Origin of the sequence: Aliirhizobium wenxiniae (assembly GCF_014201355.1) — a bacterium.
GTDB classification, from domain to species: Bacteria; Pseudomonadota; Alphaproteobacteria; order Rhizobiales; family Rhizobiaceae; genus Neorhizobium; species Neorhizobium wenxiniae.
Map to the genome: position 1 here is coordinate 28,822 of NZ_JACHEG010000013.1, position 17,046 is coordinate 45,867.

The window sequence follows — 17,046 nt, forward strand, 5'->3', positions numbered from 1 at the left end:
AAACGACCATGAAGACCGTTCTGACATCAGTTCTTTCAACCGCAGCCTCGCTGCTGATGGCATCGAGTGCGCTCGCCGCCACCGAAATCTCGTGGTGGCACGCCATGACCGGAGCCAATAACGAGGTGGTCGATCAGCTCGCCAAGGAATTCAACGAGAGCCAGTCCGACTACAAGGTCGTGCCTGTCTTCAAGGGCACCTATCCGGAAACGCTGAATGCCGGCATCGCCGCCTTCCGCGCCAAACAGCCGCCCGCCATCATCCAGGTTTTTGACGCCGGCAGCGGCGTGATGATGGGCGCTGAAGGCGCCATCGTGCCGGTGGCGGATGTGCTGGAAAAGGGCGGTTTCAAGTTCGACAAGGCGCAATACCTGCCGGGCATCGTCGCCTATTATTCCAAGCCCGATGGCACGATGTTGTCCTTCCCCTACAACTCGTCCTCGCCGATCCTCTATTACAACAAGGATGTGTTCGAAAAAGCTGGCCTCAACGCCGACACGCCGCCCAAAACCTGGGACGAAGTCTTTGACGCCGCAAAGACGATCAAGTCGAGCGGTGCCGCCAATTGCGGTTTTACCTCGACATGGCTGACCTGGATTCAGACCGAGAACTTTGCCGCCTGGAACAACCTTTCCTATGGCAGCAATGAAAACGGTCTTGGCAGCACCGACGTCAAGCTCGCCTTCAACGCCGAACCCTTCGTCAAGCATTTTCAGTCGATCGCCGATCTCGCCAAGGACGGCACGTTCCGTTACGGCGGCCGCACCTCGGAAGCCAAGCAGCTCTTCACCTCCGGCGAATGCGGCATCCTGACGGAATCCTCCGGCGGGCTGGGCGATATCATCAAGTCCGGCATGAAATACGGCATCGGCCAGTTGCCCTATGTCGAAGGCGAAGGACGTCCGCAGAACACCATCCCGGGCGGTGCCAGCCTCTGGGTCTTCGGTGGCAAAAGCGACGCGGAATACAAGGGCGTCGCCACCTTCTTCAATTTCCTGTCGCAGACAAAAATCCAGTCCCGCCTGCATCAGGTTTCCGGCTACATGCCGGTGACGATGGCCGCCTATGAGGAAACCAAGAAGTCCGGTTTCTACGACAAGAACCCGGGCCGAGAGACGCCACTCCTGCAGATGATGGGCAAGCCGCCGACCGAAAACTCCAAGGGCGTACGCCTCGTCAACCTGCCGCAGGTGCGCGACATCATGAACGAGGAGTTCGAGTCCATGCTGGCCGGCAAGCAGGACGCCAAGGCCGCACTCGACAAATCCGTCGAACGCGGCAATGCGGCGATCCAGCAGGCGATCGGCAAGTAAGCACTCGCGCCGTCCGCATGGGCAACCATGCGGACGGCTTTCCCGTTTTCGCAAGGAGCCTGCCCGTGCAAAGCACCGTCTTTCCGAACAAGATCCTTCCCTATTTTCTGGTTGCGCCGCAGATCGTGCTGACCGTCGTGTTCTTTTTCTGGCCGGCAAGCCAGGCGCTTTACCAGTCGGCCATGCGGGAAGACCCCTTTGGGCTGCAAAGCACGTTTGTCGGGCTTGCCAATTTCACCACGATCCTCTCGGACGCCAACTATCTGCATGCGCTGCGCGTCACCGTCGTTTTCAGCGTGGCGACCGCCCTGCTCTCGATGGGCATTGCGTTGCTGCTCGCAACCGCAGCCGATCTCGTCGTGCGCGGCAAAGGGTTTTACCGCACGATGATGATCATTCCTTATGCGGTGGCGCCTGCAGTGGCCGGCATGTTGTGGCTGTTCATGTTCAACCCGGCCATGGGCACGTTCGCCTATATCCTGCGCCGCAACGGCATTGCCTGGGATCCGCTTCTGAACGGGGATCAGGCCATGGCGCTGGTCGTGGTGGCCGCCGCATGGAAACAGATCAGCTACAATTTTCTCTTCTTCGTCGCCGGCCTGCAGGCCATTCCGAAATCGCTGCTGGAGGCTGCCTCCATCGATGGCGCGCGCGGGTCCCGCCGCTTCTGGACCATCGTTTTCCCTTTGCTCGCCCCCACCACCTTCTTCCTTCTGGTGGTCAACACCGTCTACGCGTTTTTCGACACGTTCGGGATCATCCATTCGGTCACCGGCGGCGGACCGGCCAAGGCCACGGAAACGCTGGTCTACAAGGTCTATAACGATGGTTTCGTGAACCTCAATCTCGGCTCGTCGGCCGCCCAGTCGGTCATCCTGATGGTCATCGTCATCGCGCTGACCGCCTTCCAGTTCCGCTTCGTCGAGCGGCGCGTGCATTATGCGTGAGGTGCAAAGATGATCGAAAACCGCCCCGCAGCCAGCCTGATGGCACATCTGATGCTGATCCTCGGCATCATCATCGTCGCGTTCCCGATCTATTACACGTTCATCGCCTCGACCGCGCCGTCCAACGCGATCATCCGGCCGCCGCTGCCGCTTCTGCCGGGCGGGCATATGATCGAGAACTATTCGGAATCCATTTCCGGCGGCGTCGAACGCGTGGTCGGCGTCAGCCTCGAACGGCTGCTGTTCAACAGCTTTGTTGTCGCGGTCGCCATTGCCATCGGCAAGATCATCATCTCGTTCCTGTCGGCCTTCGCGATCGTGTTTTTCCGCTTTCCCTTCCGCATGGGCTTTTTCTGGATGATCTTCATCACCCTGATGCTGCCGGTGGAAGTGCGAATTCTGCCGACCTACAAGGTCATCGTCGATCTTGGCCTGCTCAACACCTATGCCGGCCTCACCTTGCCGCTGATGGCGTCGGCGACGGCCACCTTCCTGTTCCGGCAGTTTTTCCTGACCATTCCGAGCGAAATGCTGGAAGCGGCGCGCATCGACAATGCCGGTCCGTTTCGTTTCATGAAGGATATCCTCCTGCCCCTATCGATGACCAATATCGCGGCGCTGTTCGTGATCCTCTTCATCTACGGCTGGACGCAGTATCTCTGGCCTCTGCTCGTCACCGACAGGGCCGACATGAACACGATCATCATCGGCCTGCGCCGCATGGTGGATTTCACAGATGCCTCGACGCCATGGAACTACGTGATGGTGACGGCGATCCTGGCAATCATCCCTCCCGTCATCGTCGTGGTGCTGATGCAGCGCTGGTTCGTCAAAGGTTTGGTGGAGACCGAAAAGTAATGGCTACGATTGAACTCAAAGACGTCCGCAAGACCTATGGCACCAATATCGAGGCGATCAAGGGCGTATCGCTCGACATCCAGGATGGCGAGATGATCGTGCTGGTCGGCCCCTCCGGCTGCGGAAAATCGACACTTCTGCGAATGGTGGCCGGACTGGAAAGCATCACCGGCGGCGACGTGACGATTGCCGGCAGGCGGGTCAACAATCTGGAACCGTCTGAACGCGACATCGCCATGGTATTCCAGAACTATGCGCTTTACCCGCATATGACCGTGCGCCAGAACCTCGCCTACGGCCTGAAAAACCGCAACACGCCAAAAGACGAGATCGACCGCCGTATTACAGAGGCCGCGCGGGCGCTGGAGATCGAACAGTTTCTCGAACGAAAGCCGCGCCAGCTCTCCGGCGGCCAGCGCCAGCGTGTCGCCATGGGCCGCGCCATCGTGCGCAAACCGGCCGCTTTCCTGTTCGACGAACCACTCTCCAATCTCGACGCGAAACTGCGTGTGCAGATGCGGGTTGAAATCCGCCGCCTGCAACGATCGCTGGAAACAACATCGATCTATGTCACCCATGACCAGATGGAGGCGATGACGCTTGCCGACCGCTTGGTGGTGCTCAATGCCGGGCGCATCGAACAGGTCGGCACGCCGATCGAGCTTTATGAGAAACCGGCCACCACATTCGTCGCGACCTTCATCGGGTCACCATCCATGAACCTGATAAAGCCGACTGGAGGCCCCAACACCAACTGGCCATCGGACACTGCGACCGTCGGCATTCGCCCGGAAGATCTGGTCATCGCCGATACCTCGTCCGCCGGCGGCTTCCGGGTCAAGGTACAGGTCATGGCGGTCGAACTGGTGGGGGCAGAGAGCTACGTTCATGGCATGACGGAGGATGGCGGCACGATCGTTTTCCGTGTTCCCGGTCGTTCCGTGATCGCCATCGGCGAGACACTGGAACTTACGGCTCTGCCGGATCGCTTTCATCTGTTCGATGCCGATGGCAGACGGCTTTCGCCATGAAAATGCGGATGCGCAAAAAATCGAGATCGACGCTTGTGTACCGGAAACGAAAGAATATCATTAGTCGGCTAACCAATATTCGATAAAATCCGACTGGAATAGCCATGTCCGTCATAATAGCCCTTATCGCCCTTGCTGGTCATATCGCGCTCCTTTTATGGGGAACGCGAATGGTGCAGACCGGCATCCAGCGCGCCTTCGGTCCCAGCCTGCGATCCTTTCTCGGGCATACGCTGAGCAACCGGCTGAAGGCATTTGCTGCCGGCATGGGCGTGACGGCCGTCCTGCAGAGCAGCACGGCGACGGGACTGATGGCGACGGGTTTTGCCGCTGGCGGGCTGGTCGATCTCGTGCCGGCGCTGGCGGTGATGCTGGGCGCCAATGTCGGCAGCACGCTGATCGTGCAGGTTCTGTCCTTCAATGTTGCGGCGGCATCACCGGCCTTGATCCTCATCGGCGTCCTGATGTTTCGGCGGGTGCAGAACCCGCAGGTGCATGATCTCGGCCGGGTGTTCATCGGCATCGGCTTCATGCTGCTGGCACTGGATCAACTTCTGGATGTTCTCGGCGAATATGCAGATACGCCCGGCTTCGAAACCGTTCTCAATGCGATTTCAAAAGCTCCCACGCTCAGCCTGCTTCTTGCCGCAGCGCTGACATGGGCCGCCCATTCCAGCGTTGCTGTCGTGTTGCTGATCATGTCGCTTGCCAGCCAAGGCCTCCTTGATCCCTATCAGGCCTTTGCACTCACCCTTGGCGCAAATCTCGGCACAGCGATCAACCCGGTCGTAGAAGGGCAATCCGGCGCGGATCTCGCCGCTCGACGCGTGCCGATCGGCAATCTCCTAACACGCATTGTCGGCATTTTGATCGCCTTAGTTTTCCTTGAGCAAATCACCGGCGCGATGACGGCACTGGACGGAAACGGCGGCCGGATGGTCGCCAATTTCCATACCGGCTTCAACCTGATCGTGGCCCTCGTTTTCATGCCTGTGCTCACACCATTTGCCAACGCGCTGGTCCGCTACATGCCGCACCGCATCGATGAGAGCGATCCCGGCAATCCGCGTTATCTCGACCCGTCCGCCAAGGAGACACCGATTGTCGCACTGCAGGCTGCCGCCCGCGAAGTTCTGCGCCTTGTCGACATTTTGGAAGGCATGCTTGCCGGCACCAAGAAGGGGTTGAACAGCAGTGACCGCCAGGCCCTCTCAGCCTTGCGCAATCAGGATACGGTGCTCGACCGCCTCAACACGGCGGTCAAATATTACCTGACATCCATCGACCCTGACGAACTGAGCGATGCGGACAAACAGCGGCTGGAAGAAATTCTCATATTCTCGACGGGGCTGGAGCATGCTGGCGACGTACTGGACCAGAACGTGCTGCCGCATCTGGCAAAACGTCTGCGGCGCGGCCTGAAATTCTCCAAACCGGCAAAACGTGAACTCGACGACCTGTTCGACCGGCTGTCGGCAAACCTGCGTACGGCAGCCGCTCTGTTCATGTCGCAGGATGAACGCATGGCGCGCATGCTGGCGGAAGAGAAGGTGATTTTTCGCAGATCCGAGCGCGAAGGGACTAAGGCGCATTTCGAGCGGCTGCGACAAGGTGACCTAGCATCGGCTGAAAGCAGCTCACTGCATCTCGATCTGCTGCGTGATCTCAAGCAGATCAATTCCCATCTCGTGGCAGCGACCGCATATCCCGTGCTCGAACAGCAGGGCGAGCTACTTCAAAGCCGGATAACCGCTCGAAGCTGAGATTTTATATCAAGGTATGAGCGTCTATTTCACTAAATATTAGCCACAGGATGGTTAAAGGTGGTGTTCTCATATGTGGCTTGAACAATGATACCTTTGTCCGTCCACGAGAGGTTTGAGATCTCAGGATATTGATTCAGACACGCGGCGTGTCGAAGCCGTGATCTCCTCTAAGTCATTACATGCTATTGAAGAGATATGAACCTGCGGCCCTGGTCTATTTGAAATTTAGTAACGAACAACAAGCGAGGCTGGACGTACTCGCGCGGCGGAATTTAAGCCCTTCTCTCAAAAATCGACACAACGATCCGATTGATTGTTTCACCAGGCGATTGAGGGCTGTCTCCGGATGCAGACGCCTCAATCTCGTCGGCCCGACTTCCCAAACCGGTAGGATCCATCAGGCCCTGATAGCAAGGCCCTTGTCGTCGAAACGGTGCAGTTTGGTTTCATCCGGCGTCAGGTAGACGGTGTCGCCGTGATGGGCGCCGAACTCGCCGCTGGCGCGTGCGGTCATCTGGCCGATGCCTTCGACATCGAGATGCAGGAAGGTGTCGGCGCCGAGATGTTCGGCAACGGTGACCTTGCCCTTCCAGGTGCCGCTCTCCTTCGACAGCGTCAGGTGCTCGGGACGGATGCCGGCGGTGGTCGCACCCTTGGACCTGGCATAGTCGCCGGTGATTAGGTTCATCCGCGGCGAGCCGATGAAGCCCGCCACGAACAGGTTGCGCGGCGTCAGATAGAGTTCCATCGGCGAACCGACCTGTTCGATATTGCCGCGATTGAGCACGACGATCTTGTCGGCCATGGTCATGGCTTCGATCTGGTCGTGGGTGACATAGATCATCGTCGTCTTCAGCTGGTTGTGAAGATCACTGATCTCGAGACGCATCGTGCCGCGCAGAGCTGCATCGAGGTTGGAGAGCGGTTCGTCGAAGAGGAAGGCGGAGGGTTCGCGGACGATGGCGCGACCGATCGCGACACGCTGGCGCTGACCGCCGGAAAGTTGCGAGGGGCGGCGCTCCAGATAGTCGGTGAGGTTCAGAACCTTGGCGGCGGCTTCGACCTTCTTGTCGATCGCCGACTGTTCCATCTTCGCCATCTTCAGCGGGAAGGCGATGTTTTTCCTGACGCTCATATGCGGGTAGAGCGCATAGGACTGGAAGACCATGGCGAGGCCGCGGGCGGCGGGGGCCGCTTCCGTGACATCCTTGCCGTCGATGGTGATGGTGCCGCCGGTCAGGTCTTCAAGGCCGGCGATCAGGCGCAGGAGCGTGGACTTGCCGCTGCCCGAAGGACCGACGAAGACGACGAATTCGCCTTCCTTGATTTCCAGATCGACCGACGGGATGACCTTGGCTTCGCCGAAATGCTTCTGGACTTGTCTGAGTGTAATGCTGCCCATGATCGGAATTCCTTACTTAACCGCGCCAAACGTGAGGCCGCGAACGAGTTGCTTCTGGCTGAACCAGCCGAGGATGAGGATCGGCGCAATCGCCATGGTCGAAGCTGCCGAAAGCTTTGCCCAGAACAACCCCTGAGGTGACGAGAAGGAGGCGATGAAGGCCGTCAGCGGCGCCGCATTGGTGGTCGTCAGCTGAATGGTCCAGAACGCTTCGTTCCAGGCAAGGATGATGTTGAGAAGCAGGGTCGAGGCAATGCCCGGAACCGCCATAGGGGTCAGCACATAGACGATCTCTTTCCAGAGGCTTGCACCATCCATGCGGGCCGCTTCCAGGATCTCGCCAGGAATTTCGCGGAAATAGGTGTAGAGCATCCAGATGACGATCGGCAGGTTGATCAGCGTCAGCATGATGGTCAGGCCGACGCGGCTGTCGAGCAGGCCGAAGGTGCGGAAGATGATGAAGATCGGCAGAAGAACCGCAACCGAGGGCATCATCTTGGTCGAGAGCATCCACATGAGGATGTCCTTCGTCCGCTTGGTCGGGGCGAATGCCATGGCCCAGGCGGACGGGATGGCGATGATCAGCGCCAGGATGGTGGAACCGACCGAGAGGATCACCGAGTTCATGAACGGCTTGAAGTAATCGCGCTGCGTCTGAACGGTGACGTAATTCTCGAACGTGCCGGACGGGATGAGCGAGAAGCCGGCAATGGCTTCCTGCTCCGTCTTCAGGCTGGTGATGATCGCGTAGAGGATCGGAAAGAAGATGAGGAGCGCCACAACCCAGGCGGCAACGCTCCAGCCGATCTTAGCTCCGGTGGAAACTGAACGAGCCATGATCTTCTCTCCTACTTGTCCAGGTTCTTGCCGACGGCGCGCATCAGGAAGATGGCGACGATATTGGCGAGAACGACTGCGATGATACCGCCTGCCGCACCGCCGCCGACGTCGTAACCGAGACGCGCGGTGCGGTAGATCAGGAAGGTGAGGTTGGTCGATGCGTAGCCCGGTCCGCCATTGGTGGTGACGAGGATTTCCGCATAGATGCCGAGCAGGAAGATCGTCTGGATCAGGATGACGACCGTGACGGCACGCGAAAGATGCGGGATCGTCAGGTAGATGAAGCGGTTGAAGAAGTTGGCGCCGTCCATCTCTGCTGCCTCACGCTGCTCGCTGTCGAGGGACTGCAGAGCGGTGAGCAGGATCAGGGTCGCAAAAGGCAGCCATTGCCAGGCGACGATGATGATAACCGAGAAGAGCGGATATTGGGCGAACCAGTCGATCGGCTGCAGCCCGAAGAATTTGGCGATATCGGCAAACACACCATAACCCGGATGCATGATCATGTTTTTCCAGATCAAGGCAGCTACCGGCGGCATGACGAAGAAGGGCGAGATCACCAGGATGCGGACGATGCCCTGGCCGAAGATCGGCTGGTCGATCAGGAGCGCGATCGCGGTACCACCGATGACGGTGATGGCCAGCACGCCGAGAACCAGCAGCAACGTATTCCAGATCGACTGGAAGAAGGCCGGATCGGTGTAGAAATACTGGTAATTGAAGAAGCCTGCGAACGATACATTCATCGGCGTCAGCAGGTTGTAGTTCTGGAAGGAGTAGTACAGCGTCATTGCGAGCGGTACGGCCATCCAGATCAGAAGAACGACGACGGAGGGCGCCATCATAAGGCGTGCCAACGTCCTGGTGTTCTGCGTTGCCATCTTAAAAAACCTCCCCGGAGAAGACTGGGATGTCTGCCAATGAGCAGACATCGAAACATTTTCACGGTTGCAAAAGGATTCAGACGGCGTCGGGGCGAGCCGCGCGGTCATAAACGCCCAGGACTTCATCGACGGCAGCGATGAGGATGTCCTGCATTCCGGACGCATCAGTCAGTGCATATTGCGGCAGATACTGACGCAGGAGGGGCTCTGGGATCCGCCTGCCCTCCAGTGCCTTGGCCAAGGCATCGACGGCCGCGGCGGCTTCCGGCCTGTTCCAGTAATAGCGGATCCGGTCGCTGTAGCTGTAGTGTCGCTGGAGACGGAGCGCGGCCTCGTCGCCATGGTAGTGACCCTGCCAGTCATCCGGGTGTTCGAGCATGAGCTTTTCCATCGTCGCGGCCAGCGGACGCGCGCCGTAGGACGGCGCTAGTTCCGATGCGATCATGTCGAGAGCGTAAAGCGCTTCGCGATAGGCAAACGTCAGTCCGGGACCGACCTTCAGAATCGCAAATCCATCCTTCACCAGCGAAGCGAGCGCTTCCTCTGGCTGATAATCCGTGGAGTGAGCCTCGAAGACCAGCCGGTCATCGTCCTGAAGGACCGCGGCCAGCGACACGGCCTTGGGCGGATCGTAGACGATGACGTTCTCGCTACCGAATTCGACGCCGGGCTGGACGACGAATGCCAGAACCCGCTCGAACGCATCGCCAAGCCCCGCAGCCTCGAATATCTCCCGGTGGATCCCGATCGTCGCACGGGCAGCATCCGGCGACGTCGGCTCCACGGTGTCGAGTACGTGATCCGCGCCGCCCGGCACCGGGACTTCGGTCCCCAGAATATAGACCGGCATGGGCAGGCCCACTGCCTTCGCGGTCTCTTCAGCGATTGCGCACAGATCGGCAGCACGCCCGGCAATCGTCCGGTCACCGAGCGCGATCGGCTCGCCGGCACATCCCATCGAGGTGTCGATGTGGATCTTGCTGAACCCTGCTGCCACATAGGCTCGAACCATGTCGCGCGCCTTGGACAGAGCCTCCTCGGCGCGCTGCTTGCGCCAAGGGTTCGGACCAAGATGATCGCCGCCGAAGATCACCAGATCGCGGCGCAGCCCTTCCTCGTCCGCGATTTTCCCGACGAGATCAACAAAATCGGCGGGCGTCATTCCGGTGTAGCCCCCCAGATGGTTCACCTGGTTGCAGGTGGCCTCGATCAGAACATGACTTTCGGTGACGCGGGCACGGCGAACTGCCGCTCGCAGAACGACCGGATGGGCCGAGCATACGGATGTGATTCCGAAGGGAGATCCTTTTACGCGCGCTGCGGCCAGTTCCAGGAGATACTTGCTCATGTCAGTTGTCCGATCGGTTGGCGTGGATGAATTCGTCTAGTTCCGCGAAGCTGGAGACACCCTCCATCGGGCCCCGGCGCGTAACCGTTCTCGCTCCTGCAGCGTTTGCGTATCGAAGTGCATCCTCGGGAGATTTCCCCTGCCGACGGCAAGTGACGTAGGTCGCGCCGAAACAGTCGCCTGCCCCGGTCGGATCGACTTCTTCGACAATGAAGGCCGGGCAATCCAAATGCTGCCCCGCGACGAAACAGGATGAACCCTTCGCGCCGCGCTTGAGAACGATCTCCGCGACACCGGATGAGAGAAGTTTGCCGACAGCCTCCGCCTCGTCATCGACACCTGCGGCAATAGCGAGCTCCTCACCCGACGGCAGAAGCAGATCGGTGACTGCAAGGATCTGGTCCAGCCGCCTGCGAGCGTCCTCCTGCCCGGCGAGCAGTTCCTTGCGAATATTCGGATCGAAGGACACCGAGCCGCCCCGCGACTTCACCACGGCGACCGCCTCCATCAGGATCTCGGCGATGCCCGGAATAGCGAAGGCCGATCCCATGACATGCACGTGCCCTGCCCGCCCGATCAACGTCCTTGCATTTTCGGTCATGCGGATCATGCCGGACGCGGACTTGGCGATATTGAAGACGAAGTCACGTGCACCATCCTCGCGATATCGCACAAATGCACTTCCCGTCGGCATGTCGGGCAGGATCTCGATCGCAGTGACATCGGCGCCGTCCCGCTTCAGCCGCTCGATGTTCAGGCGGCCAAAGTCATCCTCGCCAACGGCTGAGATGATTCCGGCGGGGCTTCCAAGTCTGGCAACCTGATCGATGAAGATTGCGGGAGCGCCGCTTGGAAACGGTCCGATCAGCGACTGCGGCTCCATGAAGCCGGCCCCGATGGAGGTCGACATGATCTCCACCAGGATCTCGCCCGCCGTGATCGTCGGCCCAAGCGCTTCAGGGGCCAAAGGGGATGCGATTTTCATGGTTCCTCCCAAATGCTCGCGGCCTGCGGACCAAGCCTCAGACTTCGCGCAGCAATAAAAGGGAGGAAACCGCAAGTCAACTAAATTTAACGCACGTAAAGTTTTGCAATGCAGCGAAGTTGGGATAGAAAATTGAAAAACAGCAAACGGAATCAGCGCCTTGGAGATTGCTGCGTAAGCGATTTCGGCATTTTCCTGCATTCTCCGCTTTATCCATTGGCAATTTCTCGGCGGTCTACGGCTTGACAGAAAGCCTCAGCGAGGCAATAAAAGTTTACATGCGTAAGCTTTACGCACCAACACTCGCAATGGAGGAGATTGTCATGAGTGTGAAGACCAGCATTCTTTTGTCGTCTGTCGTCGGCTGCGGTCTCATCGCCGGCATGGCTCATGCCGAAGAGATCACGGTTGCGACCGTCAACAACGGCGACATGATCATCATGCAGAAGCTGTCCACCAAGTGGGAGCAGGAAACGGGAAACAAGATCAACTGGGTCGTCCTGGAAGAAAACGTCCTTCGTGAACGCGTGACGACGGACATTGCGACGGGTAGCGGCCAGTTCGACATCATGACCATCGGCGGATACGAGGCACCGATCTGGGGCAAGTCCGGATGGCTTTCAGCCGTCGACGACCTCGGCGACGATTACGACTACAATGACTTGCTCGACCCCATCAAGAAGGGCCTGACGGTCGACGGCAAGCTTTATGCGGTCCCGTTCTATACGGAGAGCTCGTTCACTCTCTACCGCAAGGACCTGTTCGAAGCTGCCGGCATCAAGATGCCCGACCAACCGACATACGAGCAGATCAAGGAATACGCCGCCAAGCTCACCGACAAGTCGAAGGGCCAGAATGGCATCTGCCTTCGTGGCAAGCCGGGTTGGGGCGAGAACATGGCCTTCTTCGGCACCATGGTGAACACCTATGGCGGCCGCTGGTTCGACATGGACTGGAAGCCACAGCTCAATTCCGAGCCGTGGAAGAAAGCGACCACCGACTACGTGGAACTGCTGGGCAAATACGGTCCGCAGGGTGCAACCGCCAACGGCTTCAACGAAAACCAGACGCTATTTGCCACCGGCAAGTGCGCGATGTGGATCGATGCGACATCGGCAGCAGGCCGCGTCTATGATCCAAAGCAGAGCCAGGTCGCGGACAAGGTGGCATTCACCCGCTCTCCTGTCGCTGTCACCCCCGCCGGTTCGAGCTGGTCGTGGTCGTGGAACCTTGCAATCCCGGCGACGACCAAGAAGGGTGAGACTGCGCGGTCGTTCCTGAAATGGGCAACGTCGAAGGACTATGTGAAGCTGGTCGGTGAATCCGAGGGATGGGTTGCCGTTCCTCCGGGCACCCGCAAGTCGACCTATGCCCTGCCGGAATACCAGAAGGCAGCACCATTCGCGGCGACGGTTCTCGAGGCGATCATGTCTGCTGACCCGTCGAAGCCGACCAAGGATCCGGTGCCCTATACCGGCGTCCAGTTCGTCGCCATTCCTGAATTCCAGGCAATCGGCACGTTCGTCGGCCAGCAGATCAGCGCGGCGCTTGCCGGACAACAGTCCGTCGATGCCACGCTGGAAGCGGCCCAGACCCAGGTGACCCGCGACATGACGCGCGCCGGCTATATCAAGTAGCACTCAAGGCCTGCCTTTCGGGGCGGGCCCTCCCGAGGGTGTCCGGCGGCTCAGGCCGTCGGGCATCGGGGCATCCTTTTGCAACATGAACCATGGACGGCATCTCCCGATGGGAGTGTGGCCGCTGGAGACATCACTATGAGACTGAAAGACAAGGTTGCCTTCATCACCGGTGGCGCGAGAGGCATCGGCCTTGGCTTCGCCGAAGCATTCGCGGCCGAAGGCGCAAAGGTCGTCATCGCGGACATCAATATCGATAGAGCAACCGAAGCCGCGTCCGGAATCGGCTCTGCCGCCAAGGCGGTCAAGCTCGACGTGACCAATGTCGCCGACATAGACCGCGTGGTGAAGGCTGTCGACGAAGAGTTCGGCGGCATCGACATCCTTGTCAACAACGCCGCGATCTTCGACATGGGGCCGATCAACGGGATTACCGAAGACAGCTATCAGCGCGTCATGGACGTGAACCTCAAGGGGCCGCTCTTCGTCATGCGCGCGGTCTCCAACGTCATGATCGACCGCAAGCGCGGTGGCAAGATCATCAACATGGCAAGCCAGGCTGGCCGCCGCGGCGAAGCCCTGGTGACCCTTTATTGCGCCTCGAAAGCCGCAATCATCTCTGCCACCCAGTCCGCGGCACTCGCCCTCGTCAAGCACGGCATCAACGTCAACGCGATCGCGCCGGGCGTGGTCGATGGCGAACATTGGGATGTGGTCGACGCCAAGTTTGCGGAATGGGAAGGCCTGAAGCCGGGCGAGAAGAAGGCGCAGGTCGCGAAATCCGTGCCGATCGGTCGCTTTGCGACCCCAGACGACATCAAAGGGCTGGCTCTCTTTCTCGCCTCCTCCGACAGTGACTACATCCTCGCCCAGACCTACAATGTCGACGGCGGAAACTGGATGAGCTGACACGGGAGTTAAGAACCATGAAGGCCATTCAATTCATCGGAAAGGGAGAGGCGGTTCTGGCCGAGCTCCCTGTCCGCGAAACCGTCCCCGAGGGACATGCGCTGATCCGGGTGCGGGCTTCCGGCCTGTGCCACACGGATATCGACGTACTCCATGCCCGGTATGGCCCAGGCGGCTTCCCGGTAATCCCCGGACATGAGTATGCTGGTGAGATCGTCGCATTGGGTTCAGGAACATCCGGGTTCGCTGTCGGCAACCGCGTGGTGGTCGATCCCAATCTTCCATGCGGTGTCTGCATCTCCTGCCGCAGAGGTCTCAGCAATCTCTGCTCGGACCTGAAGGCCTATGGCGTGACCCATGACGGAGGTTTCGGAGAATACAGTGTCGTCCGCTGCGATCAGTTGCACGACATCGGCGACATGCCATTTGAAGCCGCCGCCCTTGCGGAACCCCTCGCCTGCGCCCTGAACGGTCTGGGCGCCGCCGGGATTGGACCCGGTGAACGGCCGCCGGAGCGGGCCGTGATCTTCGGCGCTGGGCCGATCGGTCTTCTCCTCGGCCTGTCGCTCAAGGCTCGCGGCGCAGGAAGCGTCACCATGGCCGATGTCAACGAGAGCAGGCTCGCGTTCGCGTCCTCACTTGGTCTGGAAACCGCTGTTTCCGGTTCAGGTGCATTGTCATCGCAAAGGCACGTGTTCGATTTCGTCGCCGACGCGACTGGTGTTCCGGCCGTGGTGGAGAACATGATAGATCTCGTGGCCGATGGCGGCACTGCGCTTCTGTTCGGTGTCTGCCCACCTTCGGCTACAGTTTCCATACACCCGTTCGAAGTCTTCCGGCGACAACTGAAGATCGTCGGCTCGCATTCCCTGAACCGAAACATTCCCGAAGCGCTCGATATCCTCAGCGCCGATGATGGCAGCATCGCTCGGCTCGTGAGCCACAAGCTTCCCCTTGAGGACATGTTGCCGTTCTTCCTGGCCAAGCCATCCGACCCAGCGACGATGAAGGTGCAATTCGTATCAGTGTGAAGCCTACCTGCCGCTGACCGTGCGAAGAGACATCGGGCTTCCATAGCGGCCGCCCGATGTTAAAAGAAACGGCGTAGCTAACACGGAGCGTGAAGTGCCAAGACCGATCAAGACGATGGAAGACTTTTCCGAGTTCGTGGGGCTCTCTCGTCCCACGGTCTCGAAGTACTTCAACGATCCATCGTCGGTCCGCAAAAAGACACGCGACACGATCGAGGAGGCTTTGAAAAAATCCGGTTTCAAGCCGAACATGTTCGCGGTCAACCTAAACCGCCGCCGGAGCAACATCATCGGGATCGTCGTACCGAGCACGCTCGACCCATTCTTCATGGCGCTCACGCGACGCATTGAAATCATTGCCAGCGAAGCCGGCTTCCTCGCGCTGCTATTGTCCTCCGATGGGCGCGCCGACGTCGAAGATGAGGCGGTGAAGACGTTTCGATCGATGAACGTCGCGGGTGCGATCGTTGCGCCAGTCGGTCGAAGCGGCGGCAGTTCGTCGCTGGACCAGCTCGGGAAGAACATCCCGATCGTCTATGTGGATACGCCACCGGATACAGGAGCGGCATATGTCGGAACTGACAACCGCCAGAGCTTCGGCCTCATCGTCGATTATCTCTGCCGTTCCGGCGAGCCCCCCTGTTTTTTCGGCATGCCTGAAGTGAATACGAATGCGATCGAGCGCCGCAATGCCTATCTCGAGGCTATGACAGCTCGAAACCTGACTGCTGAGGTCCTAACCCTTTCTGATGCCGCAACATGGGACTTCGAACGGTTTGCCTTTGAGGAGGCCGCACGGCTCTTCGAGAATGTTTCGCGGCTCCCAAGCAAGACGATCGTCTGTGCCAACGATCGCCTCGCCTTCGGGGTAATCGCGGCCGCTTGGCAAAAGGGTTTAAAGGTCGGCCACGGCCCGGACTGCGATATTAGAATTGCGGGCCACGATGACCATCCACTGTCCCAGTATGCGTGCCCTCCGCTAACGACCGTGAAGCAGAACTACAACGACATCGGAAGGCTCGCCATCGGGCTGCTGTTCAAGATGCTGGGCGAGAAGGTCGAGGACAGCGAGATTCAGAACGGCCGAGACCAGATCCTGCTAAAATCGGAACTCATGCTCCGAGCCTCTGCATGACAGGCAGGATCTAAACAACAGCCACGGGCGTTGCGCTGGTGAGTTCCACAGCCTTGAACCGACCTGAACCTTCGACCTGTCGTTTGAATGATGTGATTTCTAGGATAGGTGCAGACAATTCAGTAGAGAATTGAACCGGGTTTTAGTGTTATAGGCATAACGTCACAAATCGCATATGCAGCTACGGCCACCCGAATGGATTCAACTCGATAAAAATGGGCGTAGACGCGCCTTACCTTCCCTTAAGCTTTCGCCATTCAGCGAGCATAGAAAGATTGTTCTCATCGGTCGCCGGATAAAGCCCGTTGATCGTGTGGCCGGCCTTCACCCGCTCGACGACGAAATCCTCGTATGCAGTCATCTCGACCGCCTCGTCGGCGATCTCGTCGGCGATTTCCGCCGGAATGACGATGACACTGTCGTCGTCACCGACCATGATGTCCCCGGGAAACACCGCAACATCGCCGCAGCCGATTGGCACATTGATGTCGATCGCTTCGTGCAATGGCAGGTTCGTCGGGCTGGAGGGGCGGTTGTGATGGGCCGGAATATCAGCTCTCCGATGGTCATCGCGTCACGAAAACCGCCATCGGTACCACTCCGGCCCCGCCGCGCACCATCAGCCGGGTGATCAGTATATCGCCGGCAGACGCCGCCCGCTTATCCTTGCGGCTGACCATCACCAGAACCGAACCTTCCGGGCAGGTCTCGATTGCGTGGCGTTGCGGGTGTTAGGGATCACGAAATACCGTCATCGGATTGCGGTCCTCGCGCGCCGGCATGTAGCGCAGCGTGAATGCCGGGCCGACCATGTTGCGCCCTTTCGGGCGGACTGGTCGCACATCCTGGATCGTCTGTTTTTTCAGACCGCGCTTGTAAAGCGCCGAGCAAAGCGTCGCGACGGATACACCCATCAGTTTTTCGCGGGTAACGGGATTCATTGTCTCTCCTCGAAGCGGG

General features: G+C 59.2%; 14 protein-coding genes and 1 pseudogene. 9 read left to right on the plus strand and 6 right to left on the minus strand.

All coding sequences use genetic code 11. The features are described from left to right. The first annotated feature begins 8 nt into the window (after nt 1–8). The 5 genes from ugpB to HNQ72_RS28365 all read left to right on the plus strand — a co-directional run bounded on the left by ugpB (nt 9) and on the right by HNQ72_RS28365 (nt 5,912). The gene (gene ugpB, locus HNQ72_RS28345) at nt 9–1,313 is read left to right on the plus strand and encodes a sn-glycerol-3-phosphate ABC transporter substrate-binding protein UgpB (protein ID WP_183997702.1); all 1,305 of its coding nucleotides are present in this window, start codon (nt 9–11) and stop codon (nt 1,311–1,313) included. 65 nt (nt 1,314–1,378) lie between these two features. Beyond that, nucleotides 1,379–2,260: a sn-glycerol-3-phosphate ABC transporter permease UgpA gene (ugpA, locus tag HNQ72_RS28350; protein ID WP_112510402.1), complete on the plus strand. Its 882-nt coding sequence runs from the start codon at nt 1,379–1,381 to the stop codon at nt 2,258–2,260. A gap of 9 nt (nt 2,261–2,269) precedes the next feature. Beyond that, a complete protein-coding gene (gene ugpE, locus HNQ72_RS28355) occupies nt 2,270–3,118 on the plus strand; it encodes a sn-glycerol-3-phosphate ABC transporter permease UgpE (protein ID WP_183997704.1) in 849 nt (282 codons plus the stop codon). Beyond that, nucleotides 3,118–4,149, plus strand: a complete 1,032-nt coding sequence (locus HNQ72_RS28360; RefSeq protein WP_183997706.1) for a sn-glycerol-3-phosphate import ATP-binding protein UgpC — start codon at nt 3,118–3,120, stop codon at nt 4,147–4,149. The genes ugpE and HNQ72_RS28360 overlap by 1 nt, the downstream gene beginning before the upstream one ends. Nucleotides 4,150–4,253: 104 nt before the next feature. Then, entirely contained in the window at nt 4,254–5,912 is a 1,659-nt protein-coding gene (locus HNQ72_RS28365) for a Na/Pi cotransporter family protein (RefSeq protein WP_183997708.1), read from the plus strand. A 400-nt stretch (nt 5,913–6,312) separates the two neighbouring features. Here HNQ72_RS28365 and HNQ72_RS28370 read toward each other — a convergent pair whose 3' ends face one another. From HNQ72_RS28370 to HNQ72_RS28390, 5 genes are all read right to left on the minus strand, one after another. Continuing rightward, the gene (locus HNQ72_RS28370) at nt 6,313–7,317 is read right to left on the minus strand and encodes an ABC transporter ATP-binding protein (protein WP_183997710.1); all 1,005 of its coding nucleotides are present in this window, start codon (nt 7,315–7,317) and stop codon (nt 6,313–6,315) included. A gap of 12 nt (nt 7,318–7,329) precedes the next feature. Further along, nucleotides 7,330–8,154 (minus strand): carbohydrate ABC transporter permease, encoded by an 825-nt coding sequence (locus tag HNQ72_RS28375; RefSeq protein ID WP_183997712.1) that lies wholly within the window; start codon nt 8,152–8,154, stop codon nt 7,330–7,332. Nucleotides 8,155–8,165: 11 nt separating this feature from the next. Next, on the minus strand, nt 8,166–9,038 hold the full coding sequence (locus HNQ72_RS28380) for a carbohydrate ABC transporter permease (protein WP_183997714.1): 873 nt from the start codon (nt 9,036–9,038) through the stop codon (nt 8,166–8,168). 79 nt (nt 9,039–9,117) lie between these two features. Further along, nucleotides 9,118–10,389 carry a D-tagatose-bisphosphate aldolase, class II, non-catalytic subunit gene (locus HNQ72_RS28385; protein ID WP_183997716.1) on the minus strand — a complete coding sequence of 424 codons (1,272 nt, stop codon included), beginning with the start codon at nt 10,387–10,389 and terminating at the stop codon, nt 9,118–9,120. A gap of 1 nt (nt 10,390) precedes the next feature. Further along, entirely contained in the window at nt 10,391–11,374 is a 984-nt protein-coding gene (locus tag HNQ72_RS28390; RefSeq protein WP_183997718.1) for a tagatose kinase, read from the minus strand. A 323-nt stretch (nt 11,375–11,697) separates the two neighbouring features. Here HNQ72_RS28390 and HNQ72_RS28395 point away from each other — a divergent pair, with 323 nt between their 5' ends. The 4 genes from HNQ72_RS28395 to HNQ72_RS28410 all read left to right on the plus strand — a co-directional run bounded on the left by HNQ72_RS28395 (nt 11,698) and on the right by HNQ72_RS28410 (nt 16,086). Next, the gene (locus tag HNQ72_RS28395) at nt 11,698–13,011 is read left to right on the plus strand and encodes an ABC transporter substrate-binding protein (protein ID WP_183997720.1); all 1,314 of its coding nucleotides are present in this window, start codon (nt 11,698–11,700) and stop codon (nt 13,009–13,011) included. 138 nt (nt 13,012–13,149) lie between these two features. Next, nucleotides 13,150–13,920, plus strand: a complete 771-nt coding sequence (locus HNQ72_RS28400) for an L-iditol 2-dehydrogenase (RefSeq protein ID WP_183997722.1) — start codon at nt 13,150–13,152, stop codon at nt 13,918–13,920. Between the two features lie 17 nt (nt 13,921–13,937). Further along, a complete protein-coding gene (locus HNQ72_RS28405; RefSeq protein WP_183997724.1) occupies nt 13,938–14,951 on the plus strand; it encodes an alcohol dehydrogenase catalytic domain-containing protein in 1,014 nt (337 codons plus the stop codon). A 115-nt stretch (nt 14,952–15,066) separates the two neighbouring features. Further along, nucleotides 15,067–16,086 (plus strand): LacI family DNA-binding transcriptional regulator, encoded by a 1,020-nt coding sequence (locus tag HNQ72_RS28410; RefSeq protein WP_183997807.1) that lies wholly within the window; start codon nt 15,067–15,069, stop codon nt 16,084–16,086. Nucleotides 16,087–16,318: 232 nt separating this feature from the next. Here the strand turns inward: HNQ72_RS28410 and HNQ72_RS28415 are convergent. Further along, a pseudogene (locus HNQ72_RS28415) lies at nt 16,319–17,027 on the minus strand (ribonuclease activity regulator RraA). Nucleotides 17,028–17,046: the final 19 nt, after the last annotated feature.